This is a genomic window from Roseateles chitinivorans (assembly GCF_050632235.1).
GTDB lineage: Bacteria > Pseudomonadota > Gammaproteobacteria > Burkholderiales > Burkholderiaceae_C > Roseateles > Roseateles chitinivorans_A.
The window spans coordinates 5,858,637-5,875,279 of record NZ_CP192584.1; the positions used below are offsets into that span (position 1 = coordinate 5,858,637).

The 16,643-nt window shown below is 69.3% G+C and carries 16 protein-coding genes; 6 read left to right on the forward strand and 10 right to left on the reverse strand.

From position 1 onward, the window contains the following. Positions 1 to 2: 2 nt before the first annotated feature. The 4 genes from ACQ859_RS26730 to ACQ859_RS26745 all read right to left on the reverse strand — a co-directional run bounded on the left by ACQ859_RS26730 (position 3) and on the right by ACQ859_RS26745 (position 4,617). Positions 3 to 2,225 (reverse strand): molybdopterin cofactor-binding domain-containing protein, encoded by a 2,223-nt coding sequence (locus ACQ859_RS26730; protein ID WP_431266661.1) that lies wholly within the window; start codon positions 2,223 to 2,225, stop codon positions 3 to 5. Positions 2,226 to 2,332: 107 nt separating this feature from the next. Next, a complete protein-coding gene (locus tag ACQ859_RS26735; RefSeq protein WP_431260865.1) occupies positions 2,333 to 2,791 on the reverse strand; it encodes a (2Fe-2S)-binding protein in 459 nt (152 codons plus the stop codon). Next, complete coding sequence (locus tag ACQ859_RS26740; protein ID WP_431263514.1) at positions 2,788 to 3,612, reverse strand: hypothetical protein; 825 nt, start codon at positions 3,610 to 3,612, stop codon at positions 2,788 to 2,790. Before ACQ859_RS26740 ends, ACQ859_RS26735 begins: the two co-directional genes overlap by 4 nt. 135 nt (positions 3,613 to 3,747) lie before the next feature. Further along, positions 3,748 to 4,617, reverse strand: a complete 870-nt coding sequence (locus ACQ859_RS26745; RefSeq protein ID WP_431263515.1) for a DMT family transporter — start codon at positions 4,615 to 4,617, stop codon at positions 3,748 to 3,750. A gap of 112 nt (positions 4,618 to 4,729) precedes the next feature. Between ACQ859_RS26745 and ACQ859_RS26750 the strand changes: the two genes are divergently transcribed. Then, positions 4,730 to 6,064, forward strand: coding sequence for a PLP-dependent aminotransferase family protein (locus ACQ859_RS26750; RefSeq protein WP_431263516.1), 1,335 nt, complete (start codon positions 4,730 to 4,732; stop codon positions 6,062 to 6,064). A gap of 1 nt (position 6,065) precedes the next feature. Here the strand turns inward: ACQ859_RS26750 and ACQ859_RS26755 are convergent, their stop codons facing one another. Next, positions 6,066 to 6,581 carry a YfbM family protein gene (locus ACQ859_RS26755; RefSeq protein WP_431263517.1) on the reverse strand — a complete coding sequence of 172 codons (516 nt, stop codon included), beginning with the start codon at positions 6,579 to 6,581 and terminating at the stop codon, positions 6,066 to 6,068. A gap of 101 nt (positions 6,582 to 6,682) precedes the next feature. Then, on the reverse strand, positions 6,683 to 7,603 hold the full coding sequence (locus ACQ859_RS26760; protein WP_431263518.1) for a class I SAM-dependent methyltransferase: 921 nt from the start codon (positions 7,601 to 7,603) through the stop codon (positions 6,683 to 6,685). Positions 7,604 to 7,727: 124 nt separating this feature from the next. Between ACQ859_RS26760 and ACQ859_RS26765 the strand changes: the two genes are divergently transcribed. From ACQ859_RS26765 to ACQ859_RS26780, 4 genes are all read left to right on the forward strand, one after another. After that, entirely contained in the window at positions 7,728 to 8,012 is a 285-nt protein-coding gene (locus ACQ859_RS26765; protein ID WP_431260858.1) for an EF-hand domain-containing protein, read from the forward strand. A gap of 437 nt (positions 8,013 to 8,449) precedes the next feature. Then, positions 8,450 to 9,811, forward strand: coding sequence for an HlyD family secretion protein (locus tag ACQ859_RS26770; protein ID WP_431263519.1), 1,362 nt, complete (start codon positions 8,450 to 8,452; stop codon positions 9,809 to 9,811). Further along, positions 9,808 to 12,069 (forward strand): peptidase domain-containing ABC transporter, encoded by a 2,262-nt coding sequence (locus ACQ859_RS26775; RefSeq protein WP_431263520.1) that lies wholly within the window; start codon positions 9,808 to 9,810, stop codon positions 12,067 to 12,069. The genes ACQ859_RS26770 and ACQ859_RS26775 overlap by 4 nt, the downstream gene beginning before the upstream one ends. 12 nt (positions 12,070 to 12,081) lie before the next feature. Further along, positions 12,082 to 12,204, forward strand: coding sequence for a hypothetical protein (locus ACQ859_RS26780; protein ID WP_431263521.1), 123 nt, complete (start codon positions 12,082 to 12,084; stop codon positions 12,202 to 12,204). Between the two features lie 188 nt (positions 12,205 to 12,392). Here ACQ859_RS26780 and ACQ859_RS26785 read toward each other — a convergent pair whose 3' ends face one another. The 4 genes from ACQ859_RS26785 to ACQ859_RS26800 form a co-directional block, all read right to left on the reverse strand. Then, the gene (locus ACQ859_RS26785) at positions 12,393 to 13,184 is read right to left on the reverse strand and encodes a transporter substrate-binding domain-containing protein (RefSeq protein WP_431263522.1); all 792 of its coding nucleotides are present in this window, start codon (positions 13,182 to 13,184) and stop codon (positions 12,393 to 12,395) included. Between the two features lie 195 nt (positions 13,185 to 13,379). After that, entirely contained in the window at positions 13,380 to 14,483 is a 1,104-nt protein-coding gene (locus ACQ859_RS26790; RefSeq protein WP_431263523.1) for a porin, read from the reverse strand. 19 nt (positions 14,484 to 14,502) lie between these two features. Next, on the reverse strand, positions 14,503 to 15,324 hold the full coding sequence (locus tag ACQ859_RS26795; protein ID WP_431263524.1) for a CPBP family intramembrane glutamic endopeptidase: 822 nt from the start codon (positions 15,322 to 15,324) through the stop codon (positions 14,503 to 14,505). Positions 15,325 to 15,440: 116 nt separating this feature from the next. Further along, a complete protein-coding gene (locus tag ACQ859_RS26800) occupies positions 15,441 to 16,148 on the reverse strand; it encodes a lysostaphin resistance A-like protein (RefSeq protein WP_431263525.1) in 708 nt (235 codons plus the stop codon). 200 nt (positions 16,149 to 16,348) lie between these two features. On the opposite strand from ACQ859_RS26800, the gene ACQ859_RS26805 reads away from it, so the two are divergent. Further along, positions 16,349 to 16,612: a hypothetical protein gene (locus ACQ859_RS26805; RefSeq protein WP_431263526.1), complete on the forward strand. Its 264-nt coding sequence runs from the start codon at positions 16,349 to 16,351 to the stop codon at positions 16,610 to 16,612. Positions 16,613 to 16,643: the final 31 nt, after the last annotated feature.

Sequence of the window (16,643 nt, forward strand, 5' to 3'; positions counted from 1 at the left end):
CATCACACCGGGAACGGCAGACTCCGGATCCGCTTCCCCGTCAGCGCCGCCATCGCATTCGCCATCGCCGGCGCGATCGGCGGGACGCCGCACTCGCCCATCCCCGTGGGCGGATCCGCCGACGGCACGACGTGCAGATCCACCTTCGGCGCATCCACGTGGATCGGCACGCGGTAGTCGTTCCAGTTGCCCTGCTCGACCTCGCCGTTCTTCAGGGTGATCTGCGCGCCCGGCAGCGTCATGCCGACGCCCATCACCAGCGCGCCCTGCACCTGCGCCTCGATCGTGCGCGGGTTCACCGCGAGGTTGCAGTGCACCCCCGCCGTCACCTTGTGCAGCACCGGCCGGCCGTCCTTGATCGAGACCTCCACCACGTACGCGACCACCGTGTTGAAGGACTCGTGCACCGCCACGCCCCACGCATGGCCCTTCGCCAGCTTCGTCTTCCCGTAGCCCGACTTCTCGACCGCCAGGTCCAGCGCCGCGATGTGACGCTCATGCTTGGCGAGCAGCTGCCGCCGGTACGCCACCGGGTCGATCTTCCCCGCACGCGCGATTTCGTCGACCAGCGTCTCCATCACGAAGGCCGTGTGCGTGTGTCCCACCGAGCGCCACCACAGTACCGGCACGTTGACCTTCGGATGGTGCACGTCCAGCGCGATCGGGAACGGATAGGCGCTCTCCGCCACACCTTCGGTCATCGTCGCGTCGGCGCCGTTCTTCACCATGAAGTCCGCGAACGGCGTGCCCATCGTGATCGATTGGCCGACGATCACATGCTTCCACGCGAGGACCTTGCCCTTGCCGTCGTGCGCGATCTCGACGCGGTGCAGGTGCGTCGGGCGGTAGAAACCGCCGCGCACGTCGTCCTCGCGTGTCCAGATCATCTTGATCGGGCCGCGCTTGCCCGCGGCATGGCGCGCCTTGGCGACCTGCGCCGCTTCGACGAGGTAGTCCGACGTCGGCGTCGCGCGGCGACCGAAGCCGCCGCCTGCCGTCATCGTGTTCAGCGTGACCTGCTCCGGCTTGAGGCCGAGCACGCCCGCCACCTGCGCCTGGTCCACCGTCTGGAACTGCGAGCCCACCCACACCGTGCAACGATCGCCGCGGAAGTCGATCGTGCAGTTCAGCGGCTCCATCGGCGTGTGCGCGAGGTACGGGAAGGTGTACTCCGCCGTGATGCGGCCCGGTGCCGCCTTGCCGCCCTTCGCCGCGCCCGTCGCCTCCAGCGCGGAGGTGTCGGCCTTCTGCACCGAGGCGCCCGGCTGCTTCGCCAGCGCGCGGAACTGCTCGAGCTGCGCCGCGCTGTCGACGCGCTCCAGGCCACTCAGGTTCCAGTCGACCTTCACCAGCTCGCGCGCCTTGCGCGCGGGCCAGAAGCCGTTGGCGATGATCGCGAGCCCCGTCGCACCGCTGCTCAGCGGCACCTGGATGACCTCCTCGACGCCGGGCACCGCGAGCGCGGCCGCCGCGTCGAACGTCGCCACTTTCCCGCCGAAGACCGGCGGATGGACCATCACCACCGTGCGCAGGTCCGGCAGCTTGACGTCGATGCCGAAGTCCTGGCGACCCGTCGACTTCGCGCGCGCGTCGAGCCGGTTCATCGGCTTGCCGATCAGCTTGAACTGCGACGGGTCCTTGAGCTGGACCGTCGCCGGCACCGGCTCGGCGAAGGCCGCCTTGGCCAGCACGCCGTAGCCGAGCCGCCGTCCGTCCGGCGCGACGACGCTGCCGGACTCCGTCCGCAGCTGCGCGGCCGGCGTGTTCAGCTGCTTCGATGCGGCGGCGACCAGCATCGCGCGCAGCCGCGCGCCGATCTCGCGGTACTGCTGCCACGACGCCTTCATGCTGGTCGAGCCGCCCACCATCTGGATGTGGAAGAACGGATCCTTGTAGGCCTCGCCAGCCGGCGCGAGCTCGCAGCGGACCTTGCTCCAGTCCGCGTCCAGTTCCTCGGCCACCAGCATCGGCAACGCGGTCTGCACGCCCTGGCCGAAATCGATCTTGCCGATCGTCACCGTGACGATGCCGTCGCCATCGATCGCGACGAAGGCCGAGGGCTGCTGGAACGGCTTGAGGCCGTCCGGCGCGCCTGCGCCACCGGGTGCGCTTGCGGCAGAAGCACCGCTCCCCGCGGACTCCTGCGCGCCCGCGCCGGTCGCATACAGCGCGAAGCCGGAGGCGAGGCTCATCTTCAGGAAGACGCGGCGGCCAAGACCGCGCATCTCGCTCGCTTCGCTTGTCACGGCGCCGGTGGAACCGGCGGGATCGTCGATGCCCTCAGGCAACTCGCCGCTCAGGTACTGGAACATGGGTCGCATGTCGTGCTCCTTCAGGCGAGCGCCGAGGCGGCGTCCTTGACGGCGGCATGGATCCGCACGTAGGTGCCGCAGCGGCAGAGGTTGGCGCTCATGGCGGCGTCGATGTCGGCGTCGCTGGGCTTGGGATTGGTCTTGAGCAGCGCCACCGCGGCCATGATCTGGCCGCTCTGGCAATAGCCGCATTGCACGACGTCGTGCTTGACCCAGGCGTCCTGCACCGCCAGGCCGATGCGGTCGCCGCCGATGGCCTCGATGGTCGTGATCTGCTGACCGGCCACCGATTCGATCGGCGTGACGCAGGCGCGGCGCTGCTCGCCGTCGATGTGCACCGTGCAGGCGCCACAGACCGCGATGCCGCAGCCGAACTTCGTGCCCGTCATGCCCAGCGTGTCCCGCAGGACCCACAGCACCGGCGTGTCGCCCGGGACGTCGACTTGTTGCGCTTGTCCGTTGAGACGGAACGAGATCATGGCTGGCTCCTCGAAGCTTGCTGGCCGTTGGTGGCGCGGGTGCCGTTGTCAGCGGTGGTGCCGCTCGTGGCGAGCGCGCGCAGGTGCTCGACGACGCCTTGCGTCGCGTCGGCCTTCGTCGTGCCGACGGACTTGCGCAGCGGCTCGGTGGCGTCGCAGGGCGCGCCGTTGCGGATCCAGGTCCGCACCTGCTCGTCGAAGGTCGCCTTGTCCAGCGGCGGCAGCGCGCGTCCCGGTCCGGGCTTCCAGCCCCACGCGACGAGATGGTCGGTGACCATGTGCTGTTCGAGCATCGCCAGCGAGCGGTGGCCGTTGGTCCTGGGCTCGCGGAAGACCTTGCACAGCGCCGCGCCCTGCAGACCGACCCAGTTCATCTTCATGGTCGCCGGCGGCATGTGCCAGCCGGGCTTGCCGTCGGTCTCGAGCCCCGGCGGCGCGTGCGGCAGCGGGCTGTTCTGCGTCGAGTGGCAGGTCGTGCACTGCAGCGGCGCGACGCCCTTGCCGTCCGCGCCGCGCTGCACCGGCGGGTAGTGCAGGCGGCTGAAGTCGCCCTGCAGCGGGGAGTCCGGCACGTGACAGTTCAGACATCGCGGATGTTTCAGCACGCGCTCCAGCTGCGCGAAGGCCGCGAGCCCGTCCTGCCGGTTCGGCGTCGCCGAGATCGGCGTCGGCTGGAAGTTGCCGGGATCGTCGGCGGCGTGGACGGGCGGCGTGACGGCCGCGAGTCCCAGCACGGCCGTGCACGCCATCGCGCAGGGCGACGGCAGCGGCCATGACCACGAGGATCCCCACGCGGGATCCCATGCGAAGCGAGCACCCATGTCCATCTCCTGATTGCTGCGTCGTGACCCCGGGCAGTCTAGGGAGACGCCGGGGGCCATGGCTTGCCTGATGCGACGGGAAACTTGCCCGATCCACCGGCGGCGGCAGCGGGCAAGGGAGACTCCCGCGTGCCCTCAGCGAGCGCGCGAGAAGTGCCTTGCCCCGGCGACGCATCCGATGACGGCGACGGTGACCGCGAGCATCGCCGGACTCACCGATTCGTGCAACAGCCCGGCGGCGAGCGCCAGGCCGAACAGCGGCTGCAGCAACTGCAGTTGGCCGACGGCCGCGATGCCGCCCTGGGCCAGGCCGCGGTACCAGAACACGAAGCCGATCAACATGCTGAACAGCGACACGTAGCCGAGTCCCACCCACGCCGCCGCGCCCACGCCCGCCACGCTGGCGGGCAGCCGCCACAGCGCCAGCGCGAGCATTGCCGGCAGCGACAGCAGGAGCGCCCAGCAGATCACCTGCCAGCCGCCGAGCGTGCGCGAGAGCTTGGCGCCTTCCGCATATCCAAGCCCGCAGACGAGGATGGCCCCGAGCATCAGCAGATCGCCGGCCGGCGAGGCGGTGAGGCCCTGGGCCGCAGCGAAGCCGATGACCAGCAGGCTGCCGAGGACCGAGAAGATCCAGAACACCGGCCGCGGCCGCTCGCCGCCGCGCAGCACGCCGAACGCGGCCGTCGACAGGGGCAGCAGCGCGATGAACACGACCGAGTGCGCCGAGGTCACATGCTGCAAGGCCAGCGCCGTCAGCAGCGGGAAGCCGATGACGACACCGACCGCGACGATGACGAGCGGCACCGCCTGCGCGCGCGTCGGACGCGGCGCCCGCAGCCCCCGCAGGGCCAGCAGCGCGAGCGCGCCTGCGATCGTGGCGCGCGCCGCCGTGAGGAAGACCGGATCGAAGTCCGCCACCGCGACGCGCGTCGCCGGCAGCGAGCCGCTGAAGATCAGCATGCCGATGAATCCGTTCAGCCAGCCTCGCGATGCGGTGTCCATGTCCTCGATGCCTCGATGGGAAGAGAGGACGCAGCGTAGGCGAGCGTACCAATACAATCAAAGAATTGTCATGGATACAGGCGGAACGACGCCTGGAGCGGAGGCGGAAGGCATGGCGCAGCCCAGGTACAAGGCGGTGGTGGACCGGTTGGCGGCCGAGATCCGGACCGGCGTGCTGCCGCCCGGCGCGCGGCTGCCGACGCACCGGGAGCTCGCGGGGCGCGAGGGCTTCGCGCTGGTGACGGCGACACGGGTCTACGCGGAGCTGCAGACGATGGGGCTGATCAGCGGCGAGACAGGCCGCGGCACCTTCGTCAAGGAGACAGCCCTCGCGACGGGCCAGGGCGTGGACCTGGACGCGGTGGCGGCGGACATGGTCGACCTGAGCTTCAACTATCCGTCGCTGCCGGGGCAGGCCGACCTGCTGCGCGGCGCGTTGCGCCAGCTGGCCGGCGCCGGCGACCTGGAGGCGCTGCTGCGCTACCAGCCGCATGGCGGCCGTCCCGCCGACCGCGCGGCGATCGCGCGCCATCTCGCGCGACGCGGCCTGACGGTCGAGGGCGACCGCGTGCTGATCGTCGACGGCGCACAGCACGGCCTGGCCGTGACGCTGATGGCGCTGCTGGAACCGGGCGACGTCGTCGCCGTGGACGCGCTGACCTACCCCGGCTTCCGCCTGCTCGCCGAGATGCAGCGGCTGGAGCTGGCGTCGGTGCCGTCGGCCGGCGCGGGGCCGGACCTCGACGCGCTCGAGGCGTTGTGCCGGCGCCGTCGCGTGAAGGCGATCTACACGATGCCGACGCTGAACAACCCGCTGGGCTGGGTGATGGCGGCGACACGGCGTCGCGAGCTGGTGGCGTTGGCGCGGCGGCACGACCTGCTGATCGTCGAGGACGGCGCCTACGCCTACCTCGCCGAAGATCCGCCGCCGCCGCTGGCCATGCTGGCGCCGGAGCGGACCGTCTACGTCTCAGGCTTCTCGAAGAGCGTCGCAGCGGGACTGCGGGTGGGCTTCGCGGTGGCGCCGGCGGACTGCGTCCACGCGCTGGAGCGCGCCATCCGCGCGACGACCTGGAACACGCCGGGCGTGATGACCGCGATCACCGCCGGCTGGCTCGAGGACGGCACGGTGTCGCGGCTCGAAACGCAGAAGCGCGAGGACGCGACACGGCGCCAGCGGCTCGTGGCCGAGCGACTGGGCGCGATGAATCGCGTCGGCCATCCGTCGTCCTACTTCGTGTGGCTGCCGCTGGGCGAGGAGGTCCGTGCGGACCAGGTCGCGATGGCGCTGCAGCGCGAGCGCGTGTCGGTGTCGACGGCCGAGCCCTTCGCCACGACGAAGCAGGTGCCGCATGCCATCCGGCTGGCGCTCGGATCGGTGGACATCGCGCGGCTGCGCGTCGCGCTCGACCGCGTCAGGGAAGCGATCGAGGCGAGGAGCTTCTGACTCAGGAGATGCCGAGCAGCACCCCGTCGCCGCGCTCGGCGGCGCGGCGGTAGAAGTCGACCATCTCGGGGTAGTAGCCGAGCAGGTAGTCCAGCGCCTCCTGCCCTTCGTCCGCCCAGATCGATTCGGGATAGATGCCTTCGGCGGTCATCCTGGCGGGATCGAACACGGCCGAGAGCTGTTCCTCGGTGATCTCGTCCAGCGCCGCCGCGATTTCGCGGACCTCCTCCGGATCGAAGTAGCGGGGCGGGCCGTAGCCGTCGTCCTCGCCGATCTCCGTCCCGCCGAGGATCGCCCGCGCCGCGGGCGCTTCCTCGTCGCCGGTCACGAGACCCAGCAGATGGTGCAGACCGTGCCAGGCCTTGTCGATGTCGATCTCGTCGACGCCGCCGCCCTCTTCGCCATCGTCCTCGCCCTCGTCTTCCGGAAAGAGGATCTCCGCCAGACGGTCCGGATCGTCCTTGACCGCCTGAAGGCGCTCGGCGTCGATCGCCTGGAAGAAAACGACCATGCCCATGATTGACTCCCTGTGGATTGCAGATGAAAGGTGGTGACGAGGTATCGGGCGCGAGCCCACGAGGCGGCTGCGACGCGGGCGGATGTTAGCGGTCTGGTTTGTCAGCGTGGCTGACGGTAGACCAGCACCTTCAACGAGCGTTCGTCCGACACGTCGGCGAAAGCCTCGGGGTTGGCGACGCGTTCGATGAATTCGAGATCCGGCGCTTCCGCCGCGATCGTCTCGCGCAGGAAATCAGGGCCGAGCTTGGGCGTGTTCAGGCACACGAGCGCATGGCCGCCGGGTGCCAGCAGCTCGGGCAGCTTGCGCGCGAGCCGCGCGTAGTCCTTGGTCGCGACGAAGCTGCCCTTCTGGTAGCTCGGCGGATCGAGCACGACGAGGTCGTAGGGCGCGCCGCGCCGGATCTTTCCCCACGAGTTGAAGATGTCGTGCGCGTGGAACGCGGCGCGGTCCTGCACGCCGTTGAGCTGGTGGTTGCGCCGGCCGGTCGCGAGCGGGCCGCGCGCCATGTCGTAGTTCTCCACCGACGCGGCGCCCGCGTGCCGCGCGACGACCGAGAACGCGCAGGTGTAGGCGAAGAGGTTGAGCACCGACCCGCCGGGGTGCGCCTGTGCCCAGCGCCGCACCCAGCGGCGGCCTTCGGCCATGTCGAGGAAGAAGCCGTGGTTCTGACCGTGCGGCAGGTTGACGTGGAAACGCACGCCGTCTTCCTCGACGACATGCTCGTCGGGCAGCGCGCCGGCCATCAGGCGGTTCGTGGGCCGGTTCTCGTCGCGGTGCTGGAAGAGCCAGTTCAGCGGTTCGCCCGGCGCGATCTCGGCCCAGCGCGCAGTGAGCGCATCGCCGATGCGGATCAATTCCTCCTCGGTGACCGGCGCGAAGCTGGTCAGCAGGAACACCGGCGGATAGGCATCCAAAGCCCACTGCTCGCAGCCGGGAAAACGGCCGCCGCGACCGTGGAAGACGCGGCAGGCGTCGGTGGGCCGCTGGAGCGTGGCGATGGCGTCGAGGAGCGCTTGCATGGAGGGATTCGAGAAAGGGGCGCCAGTGTAGACAGCTACACCCGTTGACGAAGCTTTACCGGCGCGTCATCGACGGCAGCGCAAGCCGCAGCGATGCTCGGGGCTCCACTTCAGCGGAGTTCACATGAAAGCAGTCCTGACCGCCATGGCCGGCGCCGTGGTCGCCACCCTGGCCCTCACCGCCCTGCCCGCGCAGGCTCAGAACGGCAAGGCCGCCCAGAAGCTCGAGGACCGGTTCGCCGCCGCGGACAAGGACCACGACGGCAAGCTCACCAAGGCCGAAGCCGAGGCCGGCATGCCCCGCCTGGCCAAGCACTTCGACGAGGTCGACACGCAGAAGACCGGCGCGGTCACGCTCGACCAGGTCAAGCAGTACGCCGCGGCCCAGATGAAGGACCGCAAGAAGTAAGCCCGCCGTCGCCCCCGGCGACAGGCAACGACCGGCCCCCGCGCGGCGCCCGCCCTCACCGGCGTGGGCGCCGCGCCACATCCGGGCCGCTCTTTGCATCGCGGACCTCGGCCATCGCGCCTCGGCCGCCTCGCGGGATCCGCCGGTGTCCCGCCTCGTTCTGGTGCCTCCGACGGGTCCTCGATCACACATCGGGGATGACCGACCGACTTCGACGAGTGGGCCCGCCACACATCCCCGTCATCGACGGCGCGGAAGCCTGGTCCGAAGCATCGCGCCAGAGCGAAGTCAATCCTCTGTCGAAGCCTTTCCGTACCCCCTGTCGCCGCGCCGGGAACCGCCCAAGAATCGGATCCGTTGCCGCACGCGCGGCGTCTGGAACGAGCAGTCATCCCATGTTTCGAGCAGCAGTCTTGGAGTCCCGGCAGGCCTCATGGATGGGGAGCATCCGCGTCGCGCAGCGGCCGGAATTCGCGCTCGTCGCGTCGATCGCGACGGTGCTGGCGATGGCGTTGATCGGCTTCGCGCTGATCGGGCAGGTCTCGCGCAAGGCGCGCGTGCCGGGGCTGCTGATGCCCGTCGGCGGGTTGCTGCAGGTGGCGGCGCCGCTGGCCGGCCAGGTCGAGGAGCTGCTGGTCGACGAGGGCGACCTGGTGCGACGCGGACAGGCCCTGGTGCGCGTGCGCAGCGAACGCCTGGTCGACGGCGGCGACATGACGGTGCTCAACCTGCGCGCGATCGAGGCACGGCGGGAGAGCCTCGAGACCGAACGCCGGCTGCAACGCCGGCAGGCGGACGAGCATCGCGAGACCATCGTCGCGCGCCTGCGCAGCCTGCGCGTCGAAACGTCGCAGGCGACCGAGGAACAGGACATGGTCCGCCAGCGCGTCGAACTCGCGCAGCGCAGCCTGAAGCGGTATGCGGCCCTCGCCGCGAGCGGCTACGTGTCCGAGATCCAGGCCCAGCAGAAGGACGAGGAGCTGCTCGACCTCCGCGCGCGGGAGCGCAGCGCGCAGCGCGCCATCGAGACGCTGACGCGCGAATCGCAGTCGCTGGCATCGGAACTCGCTTCGATTCCGACGGGGCTGGCCACCTCGCTGACACAGCTCGATCGCGTTGCCGCGCAACTCACGCAGGAGCGCGCCGAGCTGCAGGCCCGGGCCGGCGTCGCCGTCACCGCGCCGCGCGACGGACGCGTCAGCGCCCTGCCCTTCCGCAACGGACAGGCGGTCCAGGCCGGCCAGACGCTGGTCACCCTGGTGCCGACACCCGGCATGTCCGCACCCGGCACGTCGACACCCGGCACTGCGGCATCCCGCACGTCGGCGCCGGGCAGGACGCCGCGTCTGCCATCGGGTACACCATCGGATACGCCGCCGGATAGGCCGCCGGATGCGGCGCCGGGCACTGCGCCGAGACTCCTCGCCCAGCTGTACGCGCCGAGCCGCACGGTGGGCTTCGTGCAGCCCGGCCAGCCGGTGTGGCTGCGCTACGCCGCCTATCCGTACCAGAAGTTCGGCATGGCCCGGGGCGAGGTCGCCCAGGTGAGTCCGACACCCATCGCGCCGCAGGACCTGCCGGCGGGACAGGCGCAGGCGCTGGTCAGCGCGGCGCAGGCCAACGAGCCGCTGTACCGGATCGACGTCCGCCTGGACCGGGACGACATCGCCGCGTACGGCGTGGCGGTGCCGCTGCGCGCCGGCATGGCGCTGGACGCCGACGTGACCCTGGAGCGCCGGCGCATCTGGGAGTGGCTGCTGGAGCCGCTGCTCGCGACGGCCGGGCGGGTCCGGCCATGACCGCGCGTCCCACCCTCGTCCTGCAGTCCGAGATCGCCGAATGCGGCCTCGCCTGCCTGGCCATGATCGCCACGGCGCACGGGACCGCCGTGACGCTGCCCGAACTCCGCGCCCGGTTCCCCGCCGCGCTGAAGGGCATGGCGCTGCGCGACCTGCTCGACGTCGCCGCCGGCCTGGGCTTCTCCGGCCGTCCGCTGAAGCTGGACCTGTCGCTGCTGGGCAAGCTGTCGCTGCCCTGCATCCTGCACTGGGACATGAACCACTTCGTCGTGCTGACGAAGGTGCGCGGCCAGGCCGTCACCGTGCTCGATCCCGCCGTCGGCGCGCGGCGGCTGACGGTCGCCGAAGTCTCCGCGCATTTCACCGGCGTCGCCGTCGAGTTCACCCCGAACGCCGCCTTCCGGCCCGTCGCCCCCGCGCCGCGCGTGTCGCTGGGCGCGCTCACCGGCAAGGTGCTCGGGCTGCGCCGCTCGTTGACGCAGGTCCTGCTGGTCGCGCTGGTGCTGGAGCTCTTCGCGATCGTCGCGCCGCTGTGCAACCAGCTCATCGTCGACGACGTGCTCAGCTCCGGCGACCGCGACCTGCTCAAGGTGCTCGTGATCGGCTTCGGCCTGCTGCTCGTCACGCAGACGGCGCTCGGCCTGGCGCGCTCGTGGATGCTGATCCTGCTGTCGCAGACGCTGTCGCTGCAGTGGCGCGGCAACACCTTCGCCCACCTGATGCGCCTGCCGGTCGGCTTCTTCGAGCGCCGGCACCTGGGCGACATCACCTCACGCTTCGGCGCCGTCGAGGCGATCCAGAAGACGCTGACCAGCTCCGCGGTCGAGGCCGTGCTCGACGGCCTGATGGCCGTGGCGGCGCTGGTCATGATGGCGCTCTACGCGTGGCCGCTGGCGCTCGTCGTGATCGGCGCCGTCGCGGTGTACGGGCTGCTGCGCTGGGCCGCCTACCGGCCGCTGAAGGAGGCCTCCGCGGAACGGCTCGTGGTCGCCGCGCGCGAGCACACGCACTTCCTCGAGACGCTGCGCGCGATGACGCCGCTGAAGCTGTTCGGCCGCGAGCAGGAGCGCGGCGCGCAATGGCAGAACCTGATCGTCGAGGTGCAGAACCGCGACGTGCGCACCGCCAGACTGGCGATGGCGATGAGCGCGGCCAACGCCTTCGTCTTCGGCGTGGAGAACCTGGCGGTGCTCTACCTGGGCGCCGGCCTGATCCTGGACGGGCAGCAGGCCGGCACCGTGACGATGACGGTGGGCATGCTGTTCGCGTTCCTCAGCTACCGGACGCAGTTCACCGGGCGGGTGTCGGCGCTGATCGACTTCGCGGTCGAGTTCCGCATGCTCGGCCTGCACGCCGAGCGCCTGGCCGACATCGCGCTGGAGCCGCCCGAGCCTGACGAAACGGCCGCCAACGACCTCGCGCACCTGGACGCGAGCCTGGAGTTGCGTGACGTCAGCTTCCGCTACGGCGAGCGCGAGCCGTGGATCCTGCGCCATGTGGACCTGACGGTGCCGGCGGGCCAGAGCATCGCGATCACCGGGCCCAGCGGGGCCGGCAAGACGACGCTGCTGAAGGTGCTGCTGGGCCTGCTGGAGCCGGTCGAGGGCGAGGTGCGCTACGGCGGCATCCCGCTGCGGCAACTGGGCCTGAAGAACGTGCGCGGCCGCATCGGCACGGTGATGCAGGAGGACGTGCTGCTGAGCGGCTCGCTGGCGGACAACATCGCGTTCTTCGACGCGAGGCAAGACCTGGCGCGGGTGCGGGCCTGCGCGGTGCTGGCGCAGATCGATGACGACATCCGCGCGATGCCGATGGGCTACCAGACGCTGGTCGGCGATCTGGGCGGCGGGCTGTCGGGCGGTCAGAAGCAGCGACTGCTGCTGGCGCGGGCGCTGTACCGCGAGCCGAAGATCCTCGCGCTGGACGAGGCGACGAGCCACCTGGACGTCGATCGCGAGCGCGCGGTGGCGGCCCGCCTCGCCGATCTGCCGCTGACGCGGCTGATCATCGCGCACCGGCCGGACACGATCGCCGGAGCGGAACGCGTGGTGGTGCTGGAGCGCGGCGCGCTGCACGAAACGGTGCATCTCCCCTTCCGGTGGCCCCCATCGATGCCCTCTCGCGGGGAGTTTCATCGCCAGCCCGTCGACCTAGAGTTGATCCACATCGACGACGGAACGGACTTCCACCGGCCTCGTCGATGGATGTTCATCCGCGGCATGGGGCCGCGGACGAGCGGGTTCTCACGACTGACATGACACGAAAGGCTGATGATGTTCGAAGAGCTGACGACGCAGGAGATCGCGCTGGTAAGCGGCGGCGACCACTGGGCGGGCACGCCGGAGGGCCGTGCGCTCTGCCAGGTGTCGTACGAGTTCCTGATGGGATGGTGAGCGGTCCGCCGAGGCACTGATCGTGACCCGGTGGCTGGGACGTCTGCGAGAGGCTTGCAGACGTCCAAGAGAAAAGGGCCGGCGCGAGACATCGCGTCGGCCCGTTGGGGTGATCGGAACGATCACCGCTCGTTCAGCAGAGGATCCGCGGCGGGTCCTCGCAGGACCGGCGCAGGATCAGCGCTGGATCACTTGTTCTCGATCGGCTTGCTGACGTCGCGCTCGAACCACTTGGTGGAGATCTTGGCGTAGGTGCCGTCGGCCTGGAGGTCGGCGATCGCCTTGTCGATCGCGGCCTGGAACTTCGGGCTGCCCTTGCGGAACGGGATCGCGTTGGTGGCGGGCTTGCCGATGGCGGCACCGGCCTTGACGGGCAGCTTGGTCTTGTCCTTGAGGTAGGGGATCAGCAGGCTGTCGTTGAGGGCGGCATCGATGCGGCCGGTGGCGAGGTCCTGCAGGTACTCCGTGGCGCCGGGATAGGTACGCACTTCGGCGCCGTCCCAGGACTTGGCGAGTTCGGCGAAGTTGGAGCCTTGACCGACGCCGATCTTCTTGCCCTTGAGGTCCGCGGCGGTGTTGAGCGCGCGGGTCTCGTTGGCGCGGACGATCAGCTGCGGATAGGAGGTGACGTAGGGGGCGCTGAAGTCGAAGGTCTTGCGGCGCTCGTCGGTGGCGGCGACCTGGTTGACGATGACGTCGTACTTGCCCGCCTGCAGGCCGGCGAGGATGCCGCTCCATTCGGTGGTCGTGAACTCGGGCTTGACGCCGAGCTTGGCGGCGAGGGCCTTGGCGATGTCGACGTCGAAGCCGTCGAGCTGGCCCTTGGCGTCCTTGAAGTTGAACGGCGGATAGGTGCCCTCGACGGCGACGCGCAGCGTGCCGCGGGACTTCACGTCGTCGAGCAGGTCGGCGGCCTGGGCCGCGATCGAAGCGCCGGCGAGCAGCGCGGCTGCGATCAGGGAAGTGCGGAGTGCTTTCATGGGGCCCCTCGTTGTTCGTAGGAAGGGCCGATGTTGCCACCAGTCGCCCCCGTCAACGGGCATATGGATATGCCGCGCAAGACATGAGGGACAGGGCAAGACGGACAGGACACGAGGGTTGTGGCCTGAAGGACGGGCTTGAGGAACGGGCTTGAGGACCGGACCTGAGGAACGGCGCCTGACGGCCCGGAGCGATCAGAACGCGTGCCGCATCCCCGCCGCGACCACGGTGGGCTTCTCCCCGATGCCGACGCCCAGCGGGTTGATGGCGAAGTCGTAGGCGGCGCGAGCCTGGTTGTCGATGCGTGAGACATAGGCGTAGAAGCCGGTGCGCTTGGACAGCGTGTAGTCCGCGCCGAGGGTCCACTGCCGCGAGCCGGTGTCGTCGCCGGCGGAGACGAAGCCGACGCGGGTACCGGCGGGACCCTTGCCCTCGCCGGCATGGGTGAAGCTGGCGCGCAGGCTGGTGGCGCCGATCTGCCAGGTCGCGGCGACGAAGACGCTGTCGCGCGTCAGGGCGCCGAGCGGTGTCTCGTAGCGCAGGCGTTCGATGGCAGTGGCGAGTCGCCCCGGCCCGAAGCGGTAGGCGGCGCCGAGCTTGGTGGCGGAGTCGGTGAGATGCGGGCCCTGATAGTCGCGATGCTGCTCATGGGCGAGCGCGAGGTTCCAGGGGCCGTCGTCCCAGGTGAGGGAGCCGGACAGCAGTTGCGGGCGGGCGCCGTTGGGGCCGACCTCGCCGTCGTTGAAGGCGTAGGCGATGCGGCCGCTGAGCCCCGGCAGGCCATTCCACGCGGGCGTCCAGTACTGGACGATGTTCTGCTGCCGCCGGTCGAAGGACGCGGTGTTGCCCAGGTGGTTGGTGGTGGGCGCGGAGCCGTTGGCCATCAGGGCCATGTAGCCGGCGGTGGTCGGGTACCAGGGATCGAGGGTGCTGGTGGCCAGCAGGTACGGCGTGCCCCAGTGGCCGGCGAACAGCAGTCCGTAAGGCGTCTGCAGCCCGACGCGGGTGTCGCGGTTGGCCAGCGACGGACCGACGCCGGTATCGAGCGCGAGCGAGCCCTCGATCTGGAACAGCGCCTGGATGCCATCGCCCAGGTCCTCGACGCCACGGAAGCCGATGACGGAGCGGTTGTTGGACTCGCGGTTGACGGCGCGGTCGCGCGGCGAATGGCCGGCGTCGGCGTGCTCGAGGGAGACGTTGAGGCGGCCGTAGACCGTGACCGTGGATTGGGCGTGGGCGGCGGACGCGATGAACGCGAGACCGCCGAGGACGAGCGAGGGGAAGGAGCGGGACTGCATCGGAGCGGGCGAGGTGGCGTCACACCGATGTTCGCTCGGGGAAGGCGGTTCCGGCTCTCTCGTTCGGGGGATGGGTGAGGCGAGGCTCGCGCCCGTCAACTGAACGACGCCAGCCCCATTCGAACATCACGGCGAACGCGAAGATCACCGCCCCGAACAGCGGACGTGCGCCGACGAAGACCTCCGAGGCGATGAAGCGCGAGTGCGTGAAGTCCGTTCCCGTGATCGTCGACAAGGAGATGTTCATGGCGAGGTGCAGGACCGTCGTGCAGACGATGGACCGGGTGCGCAGGTAGACGACGGCCAGGAGCAGCCCCGCTGGAAACACGGCGATCGCCCGCTCCGGAGGATGGACGGCCGCGAACAGCAGCGCGCTGGCGACAGCACCGGCCCACTCGTTCAGAAGCAGCCTGTTGAACAGCGGCAGGAAGAGCGCCCGGTGCAGCAGTTCCTCATGCAGCGCCGCAGCGGCCAACGGCATGACACCGCCGAGCCAGAACTGCCAGGACATCGGACTCAAGGGCGCGAGGTGTCCGGAACGGAACGCGTCCGGAAGCGCGATGACCGTGGCCAGGACTGGCAAGGACGCCCCGGCCGCCAGCAGACCCAAGGTCGTTCGCGGGCGGACCGCGAAGAGCTCGCGCAACGGCGGGCCGCATCGCAGCCAGGCCAACACGGTCACTGCAACGCCAGCCTGGACCAGCAGATCCAGGTGGGTGACCGCCGTTCGCGTCAGCCACTCGTTGCAATCGATCAACGTCTCCCACAGCGGGGCGCACAGCCAGCCTGCGGCACGTCGGATGGCGATCGCCAGGACGATCAGCATCAGCGTCTGCACCATGGTTCTGAGCGGGCGTGTGCGATGCGACGCCGGACGATGCTGGCGCTCGACGATCAGCGCGAGCAGGAGCAGACCCAGGAGCGACAGCGCCCTGACCGACAGGAGTTCGTTGGGCTTCAGCCATCCGGCCTCCATGAAGGTCCCCCTTGGAGGACGTCCAGAGACAGGTCGACGACGAGGTGGATGGCGGTGGTGCAGACCAGCGATCGGGTATGCGTGAACACGATGCCCAGAAGGATCGCCAGGCAGAAGGTGTCTGCGCGGTGACCGGGCTGATCGATGGACAGCAGCACCGCGTTGAGAACGATCGCGATCCACCTGCAGTCAACCATGCGCCTCAGCGTCGACTGCAGGATCGCTCGGCCCCAGATCTCCTGCTGCCATGCGCCCAGCAGAAGCGTTGCCAGGAAGATCCACCAGGCGCGGGGTTGGTCCATCGGGTCGATGGGCCGGAAGTCATTGAAGAACGCTCGGTCGTTGGTGATGAAGATCGCCAGGGCCAGGATCAGCAGATAGGCCAGCGCCAGCGTGGACCACTGCCGGAACGATGCGCTGAGCAGGGTTCGCCATGGCGGGCATACACGCCAGCGAACCCCGAGACCCAGCAGAAGCAGCCCCAGGACCGTCAGTTCGATATGGCGATCGAGGCGATATTCCCCCGGATAGTCAAGAGTCAATCCCGTCCAGGAATGAAAGGCCTCAAAAGACTCCGACCAGTTTCGGAGCAGCAAGGCGACGATCAGGACGGGAGACCACCGGATGAATTGAATCGACCTGCGCCGGACACGTGCGAGAAACGTCTGGCGATGGGCATATTCAAACATGGAGCGACAGCGTGGCAATCCGAGTGGCGCATGCTAATCAAGACAGAGAAATCAAACCCTGGAGATTTCCCGACTACTCATATTTGTCAGACACCGACTGACAGGAGGTATCAAGTTCAAATGGAGTACTGGCCTCACAATAATCAGCCAACAGTTTCAAGTAATATCCTTTCAGAGATTCCACTGCTAGCCTTCAATGGGTGGATGCATCGCATCGACTCGTACCGAGCGATTTCTCGGATTCTTTGAAAGCAGATATGCAAGTTTTGACAAGCCAGGAAATCGACATGGTTTCCGGGGGCGACAGCTGGGCCGGCACGCCGGAGGGCCGGGAGCCGGTTCCCGTGCCCGAGACATTCATCGGATGCGTGGAGCGGGAGTCGGGCATGCCGGGCGTCAGTGAAAGCAGCGCGATCATTTCCTGCGGCGCCCAGAAAATCTATGAATGGCTGATGCAGTACTGACTGCAAGACAAGGACTACTCGACTGACCGCT

Bases quoted from the DNA above. Each gene is read 5' to 3' on its own strand.
- ACQ859_RS26785 (WP_431263522.1), bottom strand. From the start codon at position 13,184: ATGAAAGCACTCCGCACTTCCCTGATCGCAGCCGCGCTGCTCGCCGGC.
- ACQ859_RS26745 (WP_431263515.1), bottom strand. From the start codon at position 4,617: ATGGACACCGCATCGCGAGGCTGGCTGAACGGATTCATCGGCATGCTG.
- ACQ859_RS26760 (WP_431263518.1), bottom strand. From the start codon at position 7,603: ATGCAAGCGCTCCTCGACGCCATCGCCACGCTCCAGCGGCCCACCGAC.
- ACQ859_RS26750 (WP_431263516.1), top strand. From the start codon at position 4,730: ATGGCGCAGCCCAGGTACAAGGCGGTGGTGGACCGGTTGGCGGCCGAG.
- ACQ859_RS26735 (WP_431260865.1), bottom strand. From the start codon at position 2,791: ATGATCTCGTTCCGTCTCAACGGACAAGCGCAACAAGTCGACGTCCCG.
- ACQ859_RS26730 (WP_431266661.1), bottom strand. From the start codon at position 2,225: ATGCGCGGTCTTGGCCGCCGCGTCTTCCTGAAGATGAGCCTCGCCTCC.
- ACQ859_RS26800 (WP_431263525.1), bottom strand. From the start codon at position 16,148: ATGTTTGAATATGCCCATCGCCAGACGTTTCTCGCACGTGTCCGGCGC.
- ACQ859_RS26795 (WP_431263524.1), bottom strand. From the start codon at position 15,324: ATGGTGCAGACGCTGATGCTGATCGTCCTGGCGATCGCCATCCGACGT.
- ACQ859_RS26775 (WP_431263520.1), top strand. From the start codon at position 9,808: ATGACCGCGCGTCCCACCCTCGTCCTGCAGTCCGAGATCGCCGAATGC.
- ACQ859_RS26755 (WP_431263517.1), bottom strand. From the start codon at position 6,581: ATGGGCATGGTCGTTTTCTTCCAGGCGATCGACGCCGAGCGCCTTCAG.
- ACQ859_RS26740 (WP_431263514.1), bottom strand. From the start codon at position 3,612: ATGGGTGCTCGCTTCGCATGGGATCCCGCGTGGGGATCCTCGTGGTCA.
- ACQ859_RS26770 (WP_431263519.1), top strand. From the start codon at position 8,450: ATGGGGAGCATCCGCGTCGCGCAGCGGCCGGAATTCGCGCTCGTCGCG.
- ACQ859_RS26780 (WP_431263521.1), top strand. From the start codon at position 12,082: ATGATGTTCGAAGAGCTGACGACGCAGGAGATCGCGCTGGTAAGCGGC.
- ACQ859_RS26790 (WP_431263523.1), bottom strand. From the start codon at position 14,483: ATGCAGTCCCGCTCCTTCCCCTCGCTCGTCCTCGGCGGTCTCGCGTTC.
- ACQ859_RS26765 (WP_431260858.1), top strand. From the start codon at position 7,728: ATGAAAGCAGTCCTGACCGCCATGGCCGGCGCCGTGGTCGCCACCCTG.